The 15,465-nt window shown below is 63.0% G+C and carries 21 protein-coding genes; 11 read left to right on the forward strand and 10 right to left on the reverse strand.

Annotated features, from left to right (window positions below; translation table 11 throughout):
* Together EOB36_RS14565 and EOB36_RS14570 are read left to right on the forward strand one after the other, a co-directional pair.
* Positions 1-587, forward strand: a 587-nt coding sequence (locus EOB36_RS14565) for an ATP-dependent helicase (protein ID WP_164897525.1), incomplete at its 5' end; no start/stop codon positions are given.
* Between the two features lie 157 nt (positions 588-744).
* A complete protein-coding gene (locus tag EOB36_RS14570) occupies positions 745-1,047 on the forward strand; it encodes a DUF982 domain-containing protein (protein ID WP_095483233.1) in 303 nt (100 codons plus the stop codon).
* A 102-nt stretch (positions 1,048-1,149) separates the two neighbouring features.
* On the opposite strand, the gene EOB36_RS14575 is transcribed toward EOB36_RS14570, so the two are convergent.
* Positions 1,150-1,662, reverse strand: coding sequence for a DinB family protein (locus EOB36_RS14575; protein WP_095483231.1), 513 nt, complete (start codon positions 1,660-1,662; stop codon positions 1,150-1,152).
* A 171-nt stretch (positions 1,663-1,833) separates the two neighbouring features.
* On the opposite strand from EOB36_RS14575, the gene EOB36_RS14580 reads away from it, so the two are divergent.
* From EOB36_RS14580 to ndk, 3 genes are all read left to right on the forward strand, one after another.
* Complete coding sequence (locus EOB36_RS14580; RefSeq protein WP_128285102.1) at positions 1,834-2,526, forward strand: glutathione S-transferase family protein; 693 nt, start codon at positions 1,834-1,836, stop codon at positions 2,524-2,526.
* A 149-nt stretch (positions 2,527-2,675) separates the two neighbouring features.
* Positions 2,676-3,311 carry a 5,6-dimethylbenzimidazole synthase gene (gene bluB, locus EOB36_RS14585; RefSeq protein WP_128285103.1) on the forward strand — a complete coding sequence of 212 codons (636 nt, stop codon included), beginning with the start codon at positions 2,676-2,678 and terminating at the stop codon, positions 3,309-3,311.
* Positions 3,312-3,413: 102 nt separating this feature from the next.
* Complete coding sequence (gene ndk / locus EOB36_RS14590; protein WP_095483228.1) at positions 3,414-3,836, forward strand: nucleoside-diphosphate kinase; 423 nt, start codon at positions 3,414-3,416, stop codon at positions 3,834-3,836.
* A 71-nt stretch (positions 3,837-3,907) separates the two neighbouring features.
* Here ndk and EOB36_RS14595 read toward each other — a convergent pair whose 3' ends face one another.
* The gene (locus EOB36_RS14595; protein WP_128285104.1) at positions 3,908-4,669 is read right to left on the reverse strand and encodes a YbaY family lipoprotein; all 762 of its coding nucleotides are present in this window, start codon (positions 4,667-4,669) and stop codon (positions 3,908-3,910) included.
* Positions 4,670-4,951: 282 nt separating this feature from the next.
* Between EOB36_RS14595 and EOB36_RS14600 the strand changes: the two genes are divergently transcribed.
* Genes EOB36_RS14600 through EOB36_RS14615 form a run of 4 tightly spaced genes read left to right on the forward strand, consistent with a single transcriptional unit; the run spans position 4,952 to position 7,519 of the window.
* A complete protein-coding gene (locus EOB36_RS14600) occupies positions 4,952-5,275 on the forward strand; it encodes a DUF2282 domain-containing protein (protein WP_095483227.1) in 324 nt (107 codons plus the stop codon).
* A 33-nt stretch (positions 5,276-5,308) separates the two neighbouring features.
* The gene (locus tag EOB36_RS14605; RefSeq protein ID WP_128285105.1) at positions 5,309-6,232 is read left to right on the forward strand and encodes a DUF692 domain-containing protein; all 924 of its coding nucleotides are present in this window, start codon (positions 5,309-5,311) and stop codon (positions 6,230-6,232) included.
* Positions 6,219-7,019, forward strand: coding sequence for a DNA-binding domain-containing protein (locus EOB36_RS14610; RefSeq protein WP_128285106.1), 801 nt, complete (start codon positions 6,219-6,221; stop codon positions 7,017-7,019). The genes EOB36_RS14605 and EOB36_RS14610 overlap by 14 nt, the downstream gene beginning before the upstream one ends.
* A gap of 2 nt (positions 7,020-7,021) precedes the next feature.
* Positions 7,022-7,519: a DoxX family protein gene (locus EOB36_RS14615; RefSeq protein ID WP_095483224.1), complete on the forward strand. Its 498-nt coding sequence runs from the start codon at positions 7,022-7,024 to the stop codon at positions 7,517-7,519.
* A 34-nt stretch (positions 7,520-7,553) separates the two neighbouring features.
* Here the strand turns inward: EOB36_RS14615 and EOB36_RS14620 are convergent, their stop codons facing one another.
* The 5 genes from EOB36_RS14620 to EOB36_RS14640 form a co-directional block, all read right to left on the reverse strand.
* Entirely contained in the window at positions 7,554-8,042 is a 489-nt protein-coding gene (locus EOB36_RS14620) for a molybdenum cofactor biosynthesis protein MoaE (RefSeq protein ID WP_128285107.1), read from the reverse strand.
* A gap of 1 nt (position 8,043) precedes the next feature.
* Entirely contained in the window at positions 8,044-8,301 is a 258-nt protein-coding gene (moaD, locus tag EOB36_RS14625) for a molybdopterin converting factor subunit 1 (protein WP_128285108.1), read from the reverse strand.
* Between the two features lies 1 nt (position 8,302).
* A complete protein-coding gene (pgsA, locus tag EOB36_RS14630; protein ID WP_095483221.1) occupies positions 8,303-8,899 on the reverse strand; it encodes a CDP-diacylglycerol--glycerol-3-phosphate 3-phosphatidyltransferase in 597 nt (198 codons plus the stop codon).
* Between the two features lie 97 nt (positions 8,900-8,996).
* Positions 8,997-11,087, reverse strand: a complete 2,091-nt coding sequence (gene uvrC, locus EOB36_RS14635; protein ID WP_128285109.1) for an excinuclease ABC subunit UvrC — start codon at positions 11,085-11,087, stop codon at positions 8,997-8,999.
* On the reverse strand, positions 11,084-11,860 hold the full coding sequence (locus EOB36_RS14640; protein WP_126107110.1) for an SDR family oxidoreductase: 777 nt from the start codon (positions 11,858-11,860) through the stop codon (positions 11,084-11,086). The genes uvrC and EOB36_RS14640 overlap by 4 nt, the downstream gene beginning before the upstream one ends.
* A gap of 407 nt (positions 11,861-12,267) precedes the next feature.
* Here EOB36_RS14640 and EOB36_RS14645 point away from each other — a divergent pair, with 407 nt between their 5' ends.
* Positions 12,268-12,918, forward strand: coding sequence for an outer membrane protein (locus EOB36_RS14645; RefSeq protein WP_128285110.1), 651 nt, complete (start codon positions 12,268-12,270; stop codon positions 12,916-12,918).
* 96 nt (positions 12,919-13,014) lie between these two features.
* Here the strand turns inward: EOB36_RS14645 and EOB36_RS14650 are convergent, their stop codons facing one another.
* Together EOB36_RS14650 and EOB36_RS14655 are read right to left on the reverse strand one after the other, a co-directional pair.
* Positions 13,015-13,626, reverse strand: a complete 612-nt coding sequence (locus EOB36_RS14650) for a Pr6Pr family membrane protein (RefSeq protein ID WP_206637170.1) — start codon at positions 13,624-13,626, stop codon at positions 13,015-13,017.
* A 25-nt stretch (positions 13,627-13,651) separates the two neighbouring features.
* Positions 13,652-14,248, reverse strand: coding sequence for a glutathione S-transferase (locus tag EOB36_RS14655; RefSeq protein ID WP_128285111.1), 597 nt, complete (start codon positions 14,246-14,248; stop codon positions 13,652-13,654).
* A 543-nt stretch (positions 14,249-14,791) separates the two neighbouring features.
* Between EOB36_RS14655 and EOB36_RS34675 the strand changes: the two genes are divergently transcribed.
* On the forward strand, positions 14,792-15,097 hold the full coding sequence (locus EOB36_RS34675) for a hypothetical protein (RefSeq protein ID WP_206532270.1): 306 nt from the start codon (positions 14,792-14,794) through the stop codon (positions 15,095-15,097).
* Positions 15,098-15,179: 82 nt separating this feature from the next.
* On the opposite strand, the gene EOB36_RS14665 is transcribed toward EOB36_RS34675, so the two are convergent.
* Positions 15,180-15,365 (reverse strand): hypothetical protein, encoded by a 186-nt coding sequence (locus EOB36_RS14665; RefSeq protein ID WP_128285112.1) that lies wholly within the window; start codon positions 15,363-15,365, stop codon positions 15,180-15,182.
* Positions 15,366-15,465: the final 100 nt, after the last annotated feature.

The following is a 15,465-nucleotide window of genomic DNA, read 5'->3' on the forward strand; positions in this document are numbered from 1 at the left end:
ATCTCGAACAGGTCAGGCTCTGGTATGAGCCGCATCTCGACCGCATCCACGAGGACGCAACGACGCGCCGGGCCGATATTCTGCAGCTCGAGCAGATCGCCTCGGGCTATGCCTCGCGCGAGCGTTTCCTCACCGAGCTGACGCTCGATCCGCCGGATGCAACCAGCGACGAGGCCGGACCGCCGCATCGCGACGAGGACTATTTGATCCTGTCGACCATCCATTCGGCCAAGGGCCAGGAATGGAAGAACGTCTTCGTGCTCAACACCGTAGACGGCTGCATCCCGATCGACCTCGCCGTCGGCTCGAAGGAGGATATCGACGAGGAGCGCCGCCTGCTCTACGTGGCGATGACGCGGGCCAAGGACGGCCTGCATCTGGTCATGCCGCAGCGCTTCTTCGTCCACGGCCAGGCGGCGCGTGGCGATCGCCACGTTTACGCCTCGCGCACCCGCTTCATCCCAGCCTCGATCCTCGGTGCCTTCGAACAGACATCATGGGCGAGCGTCCAGGCCAAGGACGATCCGCGTCGCCAGCCGCAAGTGCGCGTCGACCTCGGCGCCCGCATGCGTGACATGTGGAAGTAGGCCGCCTCTTCGGCACGGCGCTCATGCCACTGAGCTTGGTGGCGAAAATCAAATCTCGGCAACATGGAACCTGATGCCGCAATCCGCGTTTCTGGGCGTCCGACCCAGATCGGAGAGCGGCGTCCGCCGTCACCTCCGCCCAATACGAGAGGCCAGAATGCACGACACGATGCCCTTCACCCCGGTCGCCGTTACCGTCGGCGCCGGCCATAAGCGCATGATCGCTTCGCTCTTCGACATGCATGAGTTCCTGACCGAGTTCCCGCCATCGCGACGACGCCTGAGCTATGGCGCGGCGGTGAAGGCCTGCGAGGCAGCACGCGCCGGCGAGATCTCGCCGGAAGCGGCACGCGATGCCTTGATCACCTTCGCGGTGACGGCAGGCATTCTCTGGCCTTCGGCGCAGCCGGCGGTCTCAGTCAAGCCGGTCGCCCGAGGCCAGGGCGGATACGCCGCCTGACGCCTGGCTAGGCCTCCTTTGCGAGCGTGACCCGTCGAGATGCTGCACATCTTCGACGGGTTTTACTTTCAATCGATCATGATCGATCCGGATGATCCCAAATCAGGCGTAGGCGCGCCCCTCGTCGCTACGCTGGAACAGCGTCAGGTCGAGTGACACCGAAGGCCGGCCCAGAACGGTTAGGATCGTGTGCGCCTGGCCGCGGTGATGGGTCTGGTGGTTGAAGAAATGATCGAGCGCCGGCGCCAATCTCTGCGACACGGTGCGCATGTCAGAGACGGTCATGTAGGAGAAGCGGCCGGACAAAGCCTTGTCGCTCAACGCCCCGACCCAGTCGATGATCCTCTTGTCTTCGGCCTCGCGCGCCAGCCGCAAGCCCGGCAAGGCGCGGTGCAGGATCGTGTCGAGCCTGGCCGGCGCGTCGCCCTCGCCGGTAAACCGCCTCATCCAGATGCGGTCGGCGGTCAGAACATGGTTGAGCGTGCCCATTATCGAGCCGAAGAAAGCACCGACATTGCGGTGGAATTCTTCGTCGTCGAGATCGGCCGCGGCATCGTAGATGCGGCTATTGGCCCACTGATTGTAGGCCGCAAACATCATGAAGTGCTGTCTCATCTTTTTCTCCCGACCCGCAAGACCCCGTTCCGGGTGCCTACCGCATCGGCCCAAAAATCGGTACCGTTTTTCGGAAAAAACACGATGCGTAGATTCAAAAACGCTAGAGCATACTTTGTGCATCCAAGTGGACGCACCTCGTTCTAGTAGACCGCAAGGAAGCCGCCGCCAATGACCATTCTGCTCTATGACCTCGTCGGACGCGATGCTGCCCGTCCGTTCAGCCCGCATTGCTGGAAGGTGGCGATGGCGCTCGCCCACAAAGGGCTCGACGTCTCAACCGTGCCGACACGTTTTCTCGAAGTGCCCACTGTCGAAGGCGGCGTTTCAAAGCTCGTTCCGGTGATCCGCGACGGCCAGAAGGTGGTCGCCGATTCCTTCGCCATCGCGCTCTATCTCGACGAGGCCTATCCTGAGCGGCCGACATTGTTTTCCGGCGACGGCGGCAAGGCGATGGCGCGCTTCATCGAACGCTGGTCGCAACTGACCATCCACCCTTATGTCACCACTGCGGCGATCATGGACCTCCACGCCATGCAGGACGAGGCGAACGCCGCCTATTTCCGCCAGAGCCGCGAGCAGCGCTTCGGCAAGAGGCTGGAAGAGGTGATGGCGGCGCGAGACACCGGCCTAGACGCCTTCCGCGCCTCGCTGGAGCCGTTGCGCTCGACGCTCAGCTATCAGCCGTTCATCGGCGGCCAATCACCGCTGTTTGCCGACTACATCGTCTTCGGCGCGCTGCAATGGGCGCGCATCGCCTCGCCCTACCGGTTGCTCGACGACAGCGATGCGGTGGCGCAGTGGTTAGAGCGCTGCCTCGATCTGCATGACGGCCTCGGCCGCAAGGTGGCGGCGGCTGTATAGGGGAGTACGGGAATAGGGGAGTAGGGCAGTAGGTATGCGCGTCGCCGTGACTTCCCTTACTACCTTACTGCCTTACTGCCTTACTGCCCTATTCCCCTACTCCCCTACTGCCCTATTCCCCTACTCCCTCCCAAAGGCAACACGACACCATGACGTCAGGCCCGCAATTCCCGGAAGATTTTCGCGCCCAGCTGGTCGACCTCTTCCGGTGGCGGCGGGACGTCAGGCGATTCAAGCCGACGCCGCTTCCCGAAGGCGCGCTGGAGCGGCTGCTTGATGTTGCCAGCATTGCGCCCTCGGTCGGGCTGAGCCAGCCCTGGCGTTTCGTCATGGTCGAGAGTGCGGAATGCCGTGCCGCCGTCAGGGCCTGCTTTGAGCACTGCAATGCGGAGGCGCTCGCATCGTTCGGCGGCGAACGCGCCGCGCTCTATGCGCGCCTGAAGCTCGCCGGGCTGAACGAGGCGCCTTGTCAATTCGCGGTTTTCGCCGATCGCGCGACAGAACAGGGGCATGGCCTCGGCCGCCTGACCATGCCCGCGACCATCGAGTATTCGGCGGTGATGGCGATCCATACCTTTTGGCTGGCGGCGCGCGCCGAAGGAATAGGCATGGGATGGGTCTCGATCCTCGATCCGGCCGAGATGGCGACGATCCTCGACGCGCCGCCCGAGTGGACGCTGATCGGCTACTTCTGCGTCGGCTACCCCTGCGAGAACCACAGCGTGCCGGAGCTGGAACGGGAGGGCTGGGAGGTCCGGCGCGCTTCGACCATCATAACGCGCTGACTGAGCACCTCCCCTGTCGAGCACCTCCCCTTGGCAACAAGCCGGGCGGCTTGTATAGAGCCCGCCACCCTCAATTCCATTCTCCATCACAAGGACGACCCCATGGCGCTCGAACGCACATTTTCCATGATCAAGCCGGACGCGACCCGGCGCAATCTCACCGGCGCCATCACCCAGATGCTCGAAGAAGCCGGCCTGCGCGTCGTCGCCTCGCGCCGGGTGTGGATGAGCCGCCGCGAGGCGGAAGGTTTTTATGCCGTCCACAAGGAGCGGCCGTTCTTCGGCGAGCTGGTCGAGTCCATGTCGTCGGGCCCGACCGTCGTGCAGGTGCTGGAAGGCGAGAACGCCATTGCCAAAAACCGCGACGTGATGGGCGCCACCAACCCGGCCAACGCCGCCGAAGGCACCATCCGCAAGGTGCACGCGCTGTCGATCGGCGAGAATTCGGTCCACGGCTCCGACGCGCCGGAGACCGCCGCGCAGGAAATCAAATACTGGTTCTCCGACACCGAGATCGTCGGCTGAGCTGATAGTCCGGATCAACACGTCATATGCAGAAAGGCCGGCGCAATGCTGGCCTTTTTTCGTTGCGGCGATCAGGTCGCGGCATTGAAGCGCAGGATGACGCGATCGTCCTTGTCGACGATGATGAGCTTGCCGGCGTCGACGTGATATGATGCCGCCTTGGCCAGCGCCTCGAACAGCGCCTTTTCCTCGGCCATGATCTCCCGCGCGCAGGCCTTGAAGGTCGAACCAATGTCGCTGATCTCGATCTTGGCTCCATCCACCTTGGCGGTGGCGAAGTAGACGTTGCAAGGGCCGCTGCCGCCGGCCTTGCCGGCCTCGTCGATCCTGAACGTCGCCTGCGGCTCGGCGATCACACCAATGCCGTCGATATATTCGATCAGCCAGCTCTGCCCGAATACCGGGGCCGATGCCGGTTTTTCGCTCACCATCTTCAGCATGATGGTCTGCGGCGCGTCGCTCAGCGGATCGACCTGGTGGCGCGTATCGGAGATGAACAACAGCCTGTCGTCGACGGTGATGCGCGCCTGCAGCGCATAGGTCATGCCAGGCCGGATCACCTGGGGATCAAAGCTGATCTCGAACTTGATCGGCACCTGGCCGGCCGGCGCGACCTTATGCTCGCCGATGACAGTGGCTGGCGCATCGGCCAGCGAGACATCGGCAAGCTGCACGGAAAGCATGGCGTTGGGCGGCAGCGCGATGCGCTCGCGATACATCACCTCGCCCTTCAGGGTCTTCTCGGCAGCAACGGACAACTCAGGCACCACCAATATGCCAACAATCAGCGGCACGACACCGAAGATGAAGAACTCGGCGATCCTGCCCAGCATGATCCTGCTCCCCATAGCGCACCAAACTGATCGGAAGGTCTCGCAGGATTGCGGTGGTTCCGTGGCGCCCACACGGACTATTCGCACGACCGTGCGTTCCGGCGGCTTGCGTCCTTGTCGTCGGCCTCTTTTGGCGTGACCGGCAAAATTTTGCTCGAGCCAGCCCCCTCGCGATCACGAAGTCGTGTTCCCAAAAGATGTAACACAGCGAGCCTCGGGACCGAACTGACCAGTGCGCGCTTGAGGAACGGCGCGCTCAACAACCCAACCGGAGGTGAAATCATGTCAACAAGATCAACCGTGAGCGCGGCATTTCTGGCCGGCGCCGTTGCCACGGCTCTTGCTTCTTTTGCGACGGCCGCGCCGCTGTCCGAGGCAGAGGTCAAGGCAGCGATGGATGCCGGCAAGGAGAAGTGCTTTGGCGTCGCCCTGAAGGGGCAGAACGACTGCGCAGCAGGACCTGGCACGACCTGCCAAGGCACCTCGACTGTCGATTACCAGGGCAACGCCTGGAAGTTTGTCGATGGCGGCACCTGCACGACGATGGACCTGCCCGGCGACCGCAAGGGCTCGCCCACGGAGCTGACCCGCGACATCCCGTCCTAAGCAATGCAACCTGCCCGGAAAGCGGAGACGAAGATGTACGGTCTGGCCACTCACCCAGCGTCGCGCATGTCGAAAACCTCGCGCTTTCCGGCGCACCGGGTCGCTGGCCTTGCCGGCACCAGTTTCAAGCACGAGCATCTACCCGCGATCCTCGGCGACGACTCAAAAGACGGTTTCTTCGAGGTCCACGCCGAAAACTACATGGGCGCCGGCGGCCCGCCGCACGATGCGCTGACCAAGATCCGCCGCGACTATCCCGTTTCACTGCATGGGGTGTGCATGTCGATTGGCGGACCGCGGCCGCTCGACAAAGCCCATCTCGGTCGTTTCAAGGCGCTCGTCGATCGCTACGAGCCGGCGCTTGTTTCCGAACATCTCGCCTGGTCGACCCACGACACCACCTATTACAACGATCTGCTTCCCCTGCCCTATACGCCGGCAACGGTTTCGCGCGTGGCGGATCACATCGATGAAGTGCAGGGAGCGATCGGCCGCCCGATCCTGCTCGAGAACCCCTCGACCTACGTCCTTTTTCCGGAAGCGACGATGAGCGAGACGGATTTCATCCGCGAGCTGGTGCGGCGTACCGGTTGCGGCTTGCTGCTCGACATCAACAACGTCTTCGTTTCGGCCACCAATCACGGCTACTCAGCGCTTTCCTACCTCGCGGATTTCCCGCTCGATCATGTCGGCGAAATCCATCTGGCCGGGCACGCCGAGCAGGAGGATGACGAGGGCGATCTGCTGCTCATCGACAGCCATGACGGCCCGGTCGCCGACGCGGTCTGGACGCTTTTCGATATCGTTATCGGCCGATGCGGGCCGCTGCCGACGCTGATCGAATGGGACAGCGACATTCCCGAGTGGCCGGTGCTCAAGGCGGAAGCCGTCGCCGCCCAAGCGATCCTCGACCGTCATGCCGACAGCTTGTTCGGAAAAGCTCATGCCGCAGGATGAGCTCCAATCGGGCGATCTCGGCCGCCGGTTCGACTATGCCGCGGCATTCACCGCCGGTTTGCTCGATCCTGACCGTGCCCCGCCTGGCGCTGTCTCGGGGCCGAACGGCAAAGCTGCGGTCAAGCGATATGCCGTCTACCGCAACAACGTCACGGTCAGTCTGATCGATGCGCTGGCCGCCAGCTTTCCGGCGACGATGCGCATCACCGGCCCGGACTTCTTTCGCGCGATGGCGCGCTTTCATGTTCGCGAAACGCCGCCCACCTCGCCGCTTCTGTTCGAATACGGCCGCGACTTTCCCGATTTCATCGAGTGCTACGAATACGCGCAATCGATGCCCTGGCTGGCCGACGTGGCGCGCCTAGAGCGGGCCTGGCTCGACGCCTATCATGCCGCTGACGCGGAACCGTTGGCTTCCGGAGCGCTGGCGTCGATCCCGCCCGAACGACTGGCCGATACCGTGTTCATGCCGCACCCGGCAACGCGCGCCATATGCTCGCGCTATCCGGTCGTAACGATCTTTGCGGCAAACCGGAGCGACGGTCCTGTCGGGCGGATCCAGGCGGGCGGCCCTGAAGACGCGCTGGTCACGCGGCCCGGCCTCGAAGTCTTTGTTCGCCACCTGCCGCCCGGCGGCGCAGTTTTCTTGGATCGTCTCATGACGGGCGAGCCGCTCGGCGCGGCGGCCGCGGCGGCATTTGCGGAGCGTGCCGAATTCGATCTTTCCGCCAACATTGCCGGACTGCTGCAAGCGGGCGCCTTCACAGCGGCACACCAGGGAGGATGACCATGACGAACCATGGGCAGAACGCCAGCACCGAGCCGCGAGGGATCGCCGCCCTCGTCGAGAGGGTGAATAGAGCCCTTCGCACGAGTGCCACACCGTCGCTGACGCAGCTCGTCCTGCGCTGCGCACTCGCCGTCCCGTTCTGGCGGTCGGGCATCAACAAATGGGACGGTGTTTTGCAGCTGAATGACGTCGCAGTGCTGCTTTTCAGCTCGGAACTCAAGCTGCATCTGCCCGGCGGCCCTTACGATTTCCCCGCACCTGGGCTGGTGGCGTTCGTCTCAGGATCGGCGGAAATCCTGCTGCCAATTCTTCTTGTCCTCGGCCTGGCGACACGACTGGCGGCATTCGGCCTGCTGCTGATGACGCTGGTCATACAGCTCACCGTGCCGGACGGCTGGCCGCTGCACATCACCTGGGCGGCGATGGCGCTTGGCATCATGGCGTGGGGACCCGGCCGGATTGCGCTCGATCACTGGATCGGCGCCGACAAGGGCTGATGGGCTTCCACGCCTCTGGCGGTGACGCGAAGCATCAATTTCGTTTCGGCACGGCCTGCTTCCAGCGGCTTGCGGCCTCGTCGTCGGCCTCCTTGGCATCGACCCAGCCGCCTTGCGAGCCGTCGGTATGGTGTTCCTTCTTCCAGAACGGCGCGCGCGATTTCAGATAATCCATCAGGAAATTCGCCGCCTCGAACGCCGCCTGCCGGTGCGCGGAGGCCGCGACCACCAGCACGATGTTTTCGCCTGGCGCTATCCTGCCATGGCGATGGATGGCGGTGAGCCCCTGCAGCGGCCAGCGGCCGACCGCTTCGGCGGCGATGCGACCGATCTCGGCCTCGGCCATGCCGGGATAATGTTCGAGCTCGAGTGCCGCGAGCCTGCCCGCCTCATCGCGGCAGAGACCCGAGAAAGTCACCACGGCGCCGATGTCGGCGCGGTCTTGCGTCATCTTGATGATCTCGGCGGCGACATCGAAATCCTCCGCCTGGATACGCACCGTCGGCACGACCGCGCCAGGCATTTCAGCCACCCGTCATCGGCGGGAACAGCGCGATCTCGCGCGCGCCTGATATCTTCTCGCGGTGCTCGACATGTTCCTGGTTGATGGCGACGCGGATCACATCAGGATATTGCAGCGCGTTCTCGTACTCCTCGCCGCGCGATTTCAGCCAGCGCAGCAGGTCGGCTACGGTCTCGATGCCGGCGGGCAATTCGACATCCTCTTCCTGCTTGCCGATCCGCTCGCGCACCCAGGCGAAATAAATGAGCTTCGTCGACATCCTACTCGTCCATGATGTGCTTGAGGCCGGCGCGGAAATAGTCGTAGCCGGTATAAAGCGTGACTAAGGCGGCGATCCACAACAGCACCAGCCCGGTCTGCGTGGTCAGCGGGAAGATCTTGTCGCCGGCAGGTCCCGCCAGCAGGAAGGCGATGGCGACCATCTGGATGGCGGTCTTCCACTTTGCCAGCTGCGTCACCGGCACCGAGACCTTCAGCGCCGCCAGATATTCGCGCAGGCCCGAGACCAGGATCTCGCGGCACAGGATGATGATCGCCGCCCACAGCGACCAGCCGGCGATGCCGGCATGGCGATCGGTGTCGGCCGCCAGCAGCAGCAGGCAAGTAGCGACCAGCAACTTGTCGGCGATCGGGTCGAGCATCTTGCCGATATTCGAGGTCTGCTGCCAGGCGCGCGCCAGATAGCCGTCGAGATAGTCGGTGATCGAGGCGAGCAGGAAAATGATCAGCGCCGACCAGCGGGCGAAGTCGCTCGACTTCAGATGCCCTTCGAGAAAAAAACACAGCACAACCAGCGGCACCGCAAGGATGCGGGCGTAGGTGAGCATGTTGGGCAGGTTGAATGCGCGCTGGGCCATATTTTTGGGAACTCTTTCTGCCTGCGTACTCAAATCAGAAGCGAATGTGGGGGGTCAACAGGCGATAGTCGATGGACCAACCGAAAATAGCAATCCATCAACTCTCGTGAAAATGGTTGTAGACCAGCTTCGCCACCTGCTCGGATATACCATCGACCTTGACCAAATCCTCGATCGCGGCGCGGCTAACCGCCTTGGCGGTGCCGAAATGCATGAGCAGCGCACGCTTGCGGCCGGGACCGATGCCGCTGATCTCGTCGAGCGGGCTCTTGACCATCTCCTTCTTGCGGCGGGCGCGGTGCGAGCCGATGGCGAAGCGGTGAACCTCGTCGCGCAGCCGCTGGACGAAGTAGAGCACCGGATCACGAACTGGGAGCGAAAACGAATCCCTGCCCCTGACGAAGAAGCGTTCGCGGCCGGCGTCACGGTCCTGTCCCTTGGCGATGCCGATTGCCACGACACGGTCCTCGATGCCGAGATCGGCGAGCACTTTTCGCACCGCCGTCATCTGGCCCTGGCCGCCGTCGATGAGGATGACGTCGGGCCAGGCCGGGAAACCGCCGGTGTCCTCGATGTCGTCCTCCTGTTCACTCGGGGCGGCGTCGTCCGCCGGCAGTTCGCTCTGCGGCACATCGCCATGTTCCTTCAGCAGCCGCGAAAAGCGCCGCTCCATCACCTCGCGCATCATGCCGAAATCGTCTCCCGGCGTGATCTCGGTCGAGCGGATGTTGAATTTCCGGTACTGGTTCTTGACGAAGCCTTCCGGCCCGGCGACGACCATGGCGCCGACGGCGTTGGTGCCCATGATGTGCGAGTTGTCGTAGACCTCGATGCGCGCCGGCGGCTTTTTCAGGCCGAAGGTCTCGGCGAAGCCAGTGAGCAGCCGCCCTTGCGTCGAGGTTTCGGCCAGTCGGCGGCCGAGCGCCTCGCGGGCATTCTGCAGTGCGTTGTCAGTCAAATCCTTCTTCTCGCCGCGCTGCGGCACCGAGATCGCCACCTTGCGACCCGCGCGGGTGGAGAGAGCCTCCGCCAGCAATTCCTGGTCCTCGACACCATGCGACAACAGGATGGCGCGCGGCGTCGGCTTGTCATCATAGAATTGCGCCAGGAACGAGCCCAGCACTTCCGATCCCTCCAGCGCCGGATCGGCCTTGGGGAAATAGGCGCGGTTGCCCCAGTTCTGGCCGGTGCGGAAGAAGAACACCTGGATGCAGACCTGGCCGCCTTCCTGGTGGATGGCGAAGACATCGGCCTCGTCAACGGTCTGCGGGTTGATGCCTTGGTGGCTCTGCACATGCGACAGCGCCGCCAGCCGGTCGCGATAGATGGCGGCCCTCTCGAAATCGAGATTTTCCGAGGCCTGCTGCATGGCGGCGGAGATATCGGTCTTCACCTTCTGGCTGCGGCCGGAGAGGAAGTCCTTCGCCTCGGCGACCAGCCTGGCATAGTCGCCATGCGAGATCTCGCCGGTGCACGGGCCGGCGCAGCGCTTGATCTGGAACAGCAGGCAAGGCCGGGTGCGGTTCTCGTAGAAGGAGTTGGTGCAGCTCCTGAGCAGGAAGGCGCGCTGCAGCGAATTGATGGTGCGGCCGACCGCGCCGGCCGAGGCGAAGGGGCCGAAATAGTCGCCCTTGCGCGAACGCGCGCCGCGATGCTTGTAGATGCCGGGCGAGACATGATCGCCGGTCAGCAGGATATAGGGGAACGACTTGTCGTCCCGCATCAGAACATTGAAGCGCGGCCGCAAGCGCTTGATAAGGTTGGCTTCCAACAGCAGCGCTTCGATCTCGGTGCGGGTGACGACGAATTCCATCGTCGACGTCTCGCGCACCATCCGGCCGATGCGGCTGGTGTGGAAACGGCCTTGCGCGTAATTGGTCACCCGTTTCTTCAGGCTGCGGGCTTTGCCGACGTAGAGCACGTCGCCTGCGGCATTCATCATGCGGTAGACGCCGGGCGCGTTGGGCAGCCGTTTGACCAGTGTCTGGATGACTTCGGCGCCGACCATGCCGTCGGCATCGCCGGCATGCGGCGTCCAATCGATGGCGGTGAAGGCGACCTCCGGGCCACTGGGACCGGGAGCTGAAGACTCGACGATCTCCTCCGCCGCCTCGTCCTCGATGTCGATATCGGGGGGCAGGTCGTCGGCGGCGCTGCCTCGTTTGTGTTTCTGGTCCATGGGACTCATTCGACAATGCCTGTCACATCCGGCGTCTGCCATGCAAGGTGCTGGCCGCCGTCGAGCGCTATCATCTGGCCGGTGACCGAGCGCGCGCCCCAGAGATAGCGGATGGTGGCGCCGAATTCAGGCAATTCCGGGCCGCGCTTCAGGATCAGGCCGTCGACCTGAGCGGCAAAATCGCTGTCGTCCTGGCGTGCGCTCTTCAGCGTCGGGCCGGGGCCGATGGCGTTGACGCGAATACGAGGTCCCAGCGCCTGCGCCATCATCTGCGTCTGCGTCCACAATGTCGATTTCGACAGCGCATAGGAGAAATAGCGTGGCGTCGGGCGCCAAACGCGCTGGTCGATCATATTGACGATCAGCCCTTCCTGGCCTTCCGGCAGCGCGCGGGCGAATTTTTGCGCCAAAAGTGCCGGCGCCTTCACATGGATGGCGAAGTGGCGGTCCCAGGCAAGCCAGTCGAAGTCCTGAACCGTATCGTCCACGAACAGCGAGGCATTGTTGACCAGCAGTGTAACAGGTCCGAGCGCGGCTTCGGCGCGGCCGACCAGGTCGCCGACCGCGGCCATATCGGTCAGGTCGGCGGCGACCACAGCGGCGCGGCCATCCTGGCCAAAATGGCCGCCATTGATCCGCGCGGCCAGCGCTTCCGCCTCGGCCCGCGAGCGGTTGCAATGGATGGCGACGGCAAAACCGTTCGCGGCAAGATCCTCGACGATAGCCTTGCCGATCCGCTTGCCCCCGCCCGTCACCAGTGCCGTTCCAGCGGCCTTGCTCATCCTGTCAATCCTCAATGGCCTCGATTTCAGCCCGACGGCGAAATATGGCCGGCCAAGCGTTAAATGCCGTTCGTACCTTGGGCAGCATTGTGGCAAAGCGGCCGGATCGGTCTTTCGCAACTGGCCAGGGACTCGGCCGCCAGACCGCAATATAGGGTGCTGGACTCCTTGCTCCAAGCCGTGTTCAGCGCAGCATTGCAAAGCCTCCTGACACCATCTGTTGCGCAGATGCAACGTCAAAGTTCGGCCTCATTCGTGCCCGGTAATGACCCAAGTTCAGGTTCGCTTCAGCCGTATTTCGACACGACATTCGGAACCGTTGAGCGCCAGATCCGTTTATCCCCCCGGCGGGTTGAGGGCGCTCGTGAAAAGCAAGCCTGTGCCTGTGGCTTAAGGAGTAAAGAACAATGCAAGCCAATCTTAAATTTGCGCGACCGCTGGCGGTGGCGTTCGGGCTTTTCGCCCTCGGCGGAACCGCCTATGCTGCTGACGTGATCTCGGAAGAGCCGCCGGCACCCGCCCCGATCGCCGAACTTCCCGTCGCGTCCTGGGCCGGTCCCTATGCCGGTGTGAGCGTCGGCTACGGCTTCAGCGGCCATGCCGATGCCACGGATGCCGACGTCGACGTCGGCACCGACGGTTTTGTCGGCGGCGTCTTCGGCGGCTATCAGTGGCAGCAGGACAACTTCGTGTACGGTGCTGAAGCCGATATCGGCTATAGCGGCATCGAGGGCGACGATGCTGGCATCGAGGCTAAAGGCGGCTTCGAAGGCTCGCTGCGCGCCCGCCTCGGCTACGCCGTCACCCCGGAGATCCTGCTCTACGGCACCGCCGGCGGCGCGCTGAAGAACCAGGAGATCGAAGCCGGTGGCGTCAGCGACGAAAACACCATGCTCGGCTGGACGGCCGGCGTCGGCACCGACATCAAGATCACCGACAATGTGTTCGGCCGTGTCGAGTATCGCTACACCGACTTCGGCGACAAGGACTTTGACGGTGTTGGCAAGGTCAAGTCCAGCGACAACCGCGTCACCTTCGGCGTCGGTATGAAGTTCTAAGTCGTCCAAGCCACGACACGAAAAAGCCGGGCCTCGTGCCCGGCTTTTTTTGTGCCCGGCGCCTGCCTGTCGGCACAGCCATGCGTGATCTCAAGTTCAGCGTCGAGCCAGCACCCTGTCGACCAGAACCAGGGCTTCGGCTGCTGCGACAAAACCGAGAGCGATCACGACGGCATTTGACATCGCCCCGACCCAGCCATTCGCGGACACATCTATGAACGGGTAAGCGTATTTCCCTTCAGCGGCGCCACGAGCCAGGGCATAGGCTAGATACACCAGGGGATAGAGCGCCCAGAGAAGCGGATCGCGCCACGAGAGCGTCCCCTTTCGCGTGAACAGCAGCCAGAACAATACGACAAGAACAGGGTTGAGCTGATGGAGCAGAAAGTTTGCTTCAGCGGTGGCGCCAGCCAAGGTGCGCAGCCCTTGGAGCAGCAACGCGAAAATCACGCCGACCAAGGCCATGACGGCGGCAACCCCCGCCACCAACCGTGGGTGATCGAAACGCTCCCCGAGGAATGCGGCGGCTCCGAATACGACGGCGACCAGACCGTTGGTCAGGATCGTGAAATATCCAATCAACACCCATAGCGAGCCGAATATCGAGGCGCCACCATTCATCAAGGTGCTGAGTTCAAGCCCAATGCCAGCGCAAGCGGACAGACAAATGATCAGGGCAAGTAAACGACAGATCAAATCGCCACCCATCGGTCGGCAGCCCCGCTTCAGGCACTCACCCCGGAACGCAGGGTTTCAGCTCCGGGAACTTCTCGTCGAAACGCGCTGCCCAGCGGACCAGCCGGCTGCGGCCCTTTTCCCATTTTCCGGCAAAGCGCAGTGAGAGATAGCCAAGGCAGGCGCGCAGCGCCATCTGGCCAGCGGTGATCTTCTTGGGCAGCTTTGGCGGATTGGCGTTGAGCAGATCGAGCGCGCCGGTTATTTTCGCCCACTGGCGGTCGAGCCAGGGCTGGTACACCATGTCTTCGGGGCGCGTGCGCCGCTCATAGACCATTGACAGCGCGCAGTCGCAGATGCCATCGGCCAGCGCTTCAAGCACTTCCGCCTCAAGGCGCTTGTCGGAATTGCGCGGAAACAGCGCGTTCTTCGACACGCGATTGAGATGCTGGGTAATGGCGCGGCTGTCGTGAATCGAACGACCGTCGTCGAGCACCAGCGTTGGAATCTTGCCGAGCGGGTTGGCGCCGATCAGCTCAGCCGGCTTGTCTTCGGTTTTTACCGGCACGAGATCGACGGCAATGCCGGCATAAAGCGCGGCCATGCGCACCTTTGAACTGTAGGGGGACGTGGCAGCGTAGAGCAGTCTGGGCATGATCGGGTTCCTGTTTGCCAGCGGGCACTGTTGACCGATCAGCTTCCGCCGATCAACGGCCAAAAGCGGGAAAACCAGCCGCCAGCAAGCAGCAGTTGTCTCAACATCGATCTAGACGCGATAAGCAGAGCAGACGTGAGCAGATCTGTCCTTCCGGGCGCAAGGAAATGCCCCACCGGACTTCGCCGTAGGGCGAAGTCCTGGGAGCTGCGAAAAGCTGTCTTCCCTCCGCCTCTGTCTGCTCGCCCGAGCACCGAACCAGCGAGCGAGGCGCCTGTCCGGCACCCGCCCTCAACTGTCCTCAGTACTGCCCTCCGCGTGCGAAGAAAGGCGATTTACTTCTTGGCCTTCGCCTTCGCAGGCGCCGCCTTCGGCTTGGCCGCAGGCGCTGCTTTCTTCACGGCTGCGGAAGACTTCGCTGCCGCCGCTTTCTTTGCGGGCGCAGCCTTCTTGGCCGGTGCAGTCTTGGCAGGTGCAGCTTTTTTCACTGCCGGCTTTGCCGCGGCCTTTGCAGCTGGCTTCTTGGCCGGAGCTGCTTTTGCCTTGGCCGGCGCAGCCTTGGCCTTGGCAGGTGCCGCTTTGGCCTTGGCAGGCGCTGCTTTCTTCACTGCCGGTTTTGCCGCGGCTTTCGCGGCCGGCTTCTTGGCCGGCGCTGCTTTTGCCTTGGCCGCGGCGGCCTTCGGCTTGGCAGCAGGTGCCGCTTTCTTCACAGCGGTTGCGACTTTCGCCGCCGCTGCTTTTGCCGGTGCTTTCTTTGCTGGTGACTTCTTTGCCGGTGACTTGGATGCCGGCGCTTTGGATGACTGTTTAGCCATGTCATGCCCCTTCCGTTGTGCCGACGGCCATTAGTGACCCGGCGTGCAATGCATATCTGACTCGCGGCTTGCTAGCCAGCGAAGCATCAGCATGAATTTTGCAGTTTAAGTTTTGGTTACAGGCGACACAAGCTCGCGCTGATTTCACAAAATGCCGCTGCTGCTCTTCGACCTTTGCCGAGGGTTTGCGACAGACATTCTGCCCGCTTTACCGGAACCAATCCCGCTACGAAACGCTGAAGGTTAGCAAGCGTTTTTGCTCGTTGATCATCGACCGGCAACACCATGATGCGCTGCTTCATTGATCTCGTCGTCTTGTGCAAACGGACGGTCTACACAAGCGACAAAAGCAAAGCGCGATCCGTTCTGCGCCATGAGCTTGCCTGATCTCTATGAGGGCAA

The organism is Mesorhizobium sp. M6A.T.Cr.TU.017.01.1.1 (assembly GCF_004023115.1).
In the GTDB taxonomy this organism is placed as follows: domain Bacteria; phylum Pseudomonadota; class Alphaproteobacteria; order Rhizobiales; family Rhizobiaceae; genus Mesorhizobium; species Mesorhizobium mediterraneum.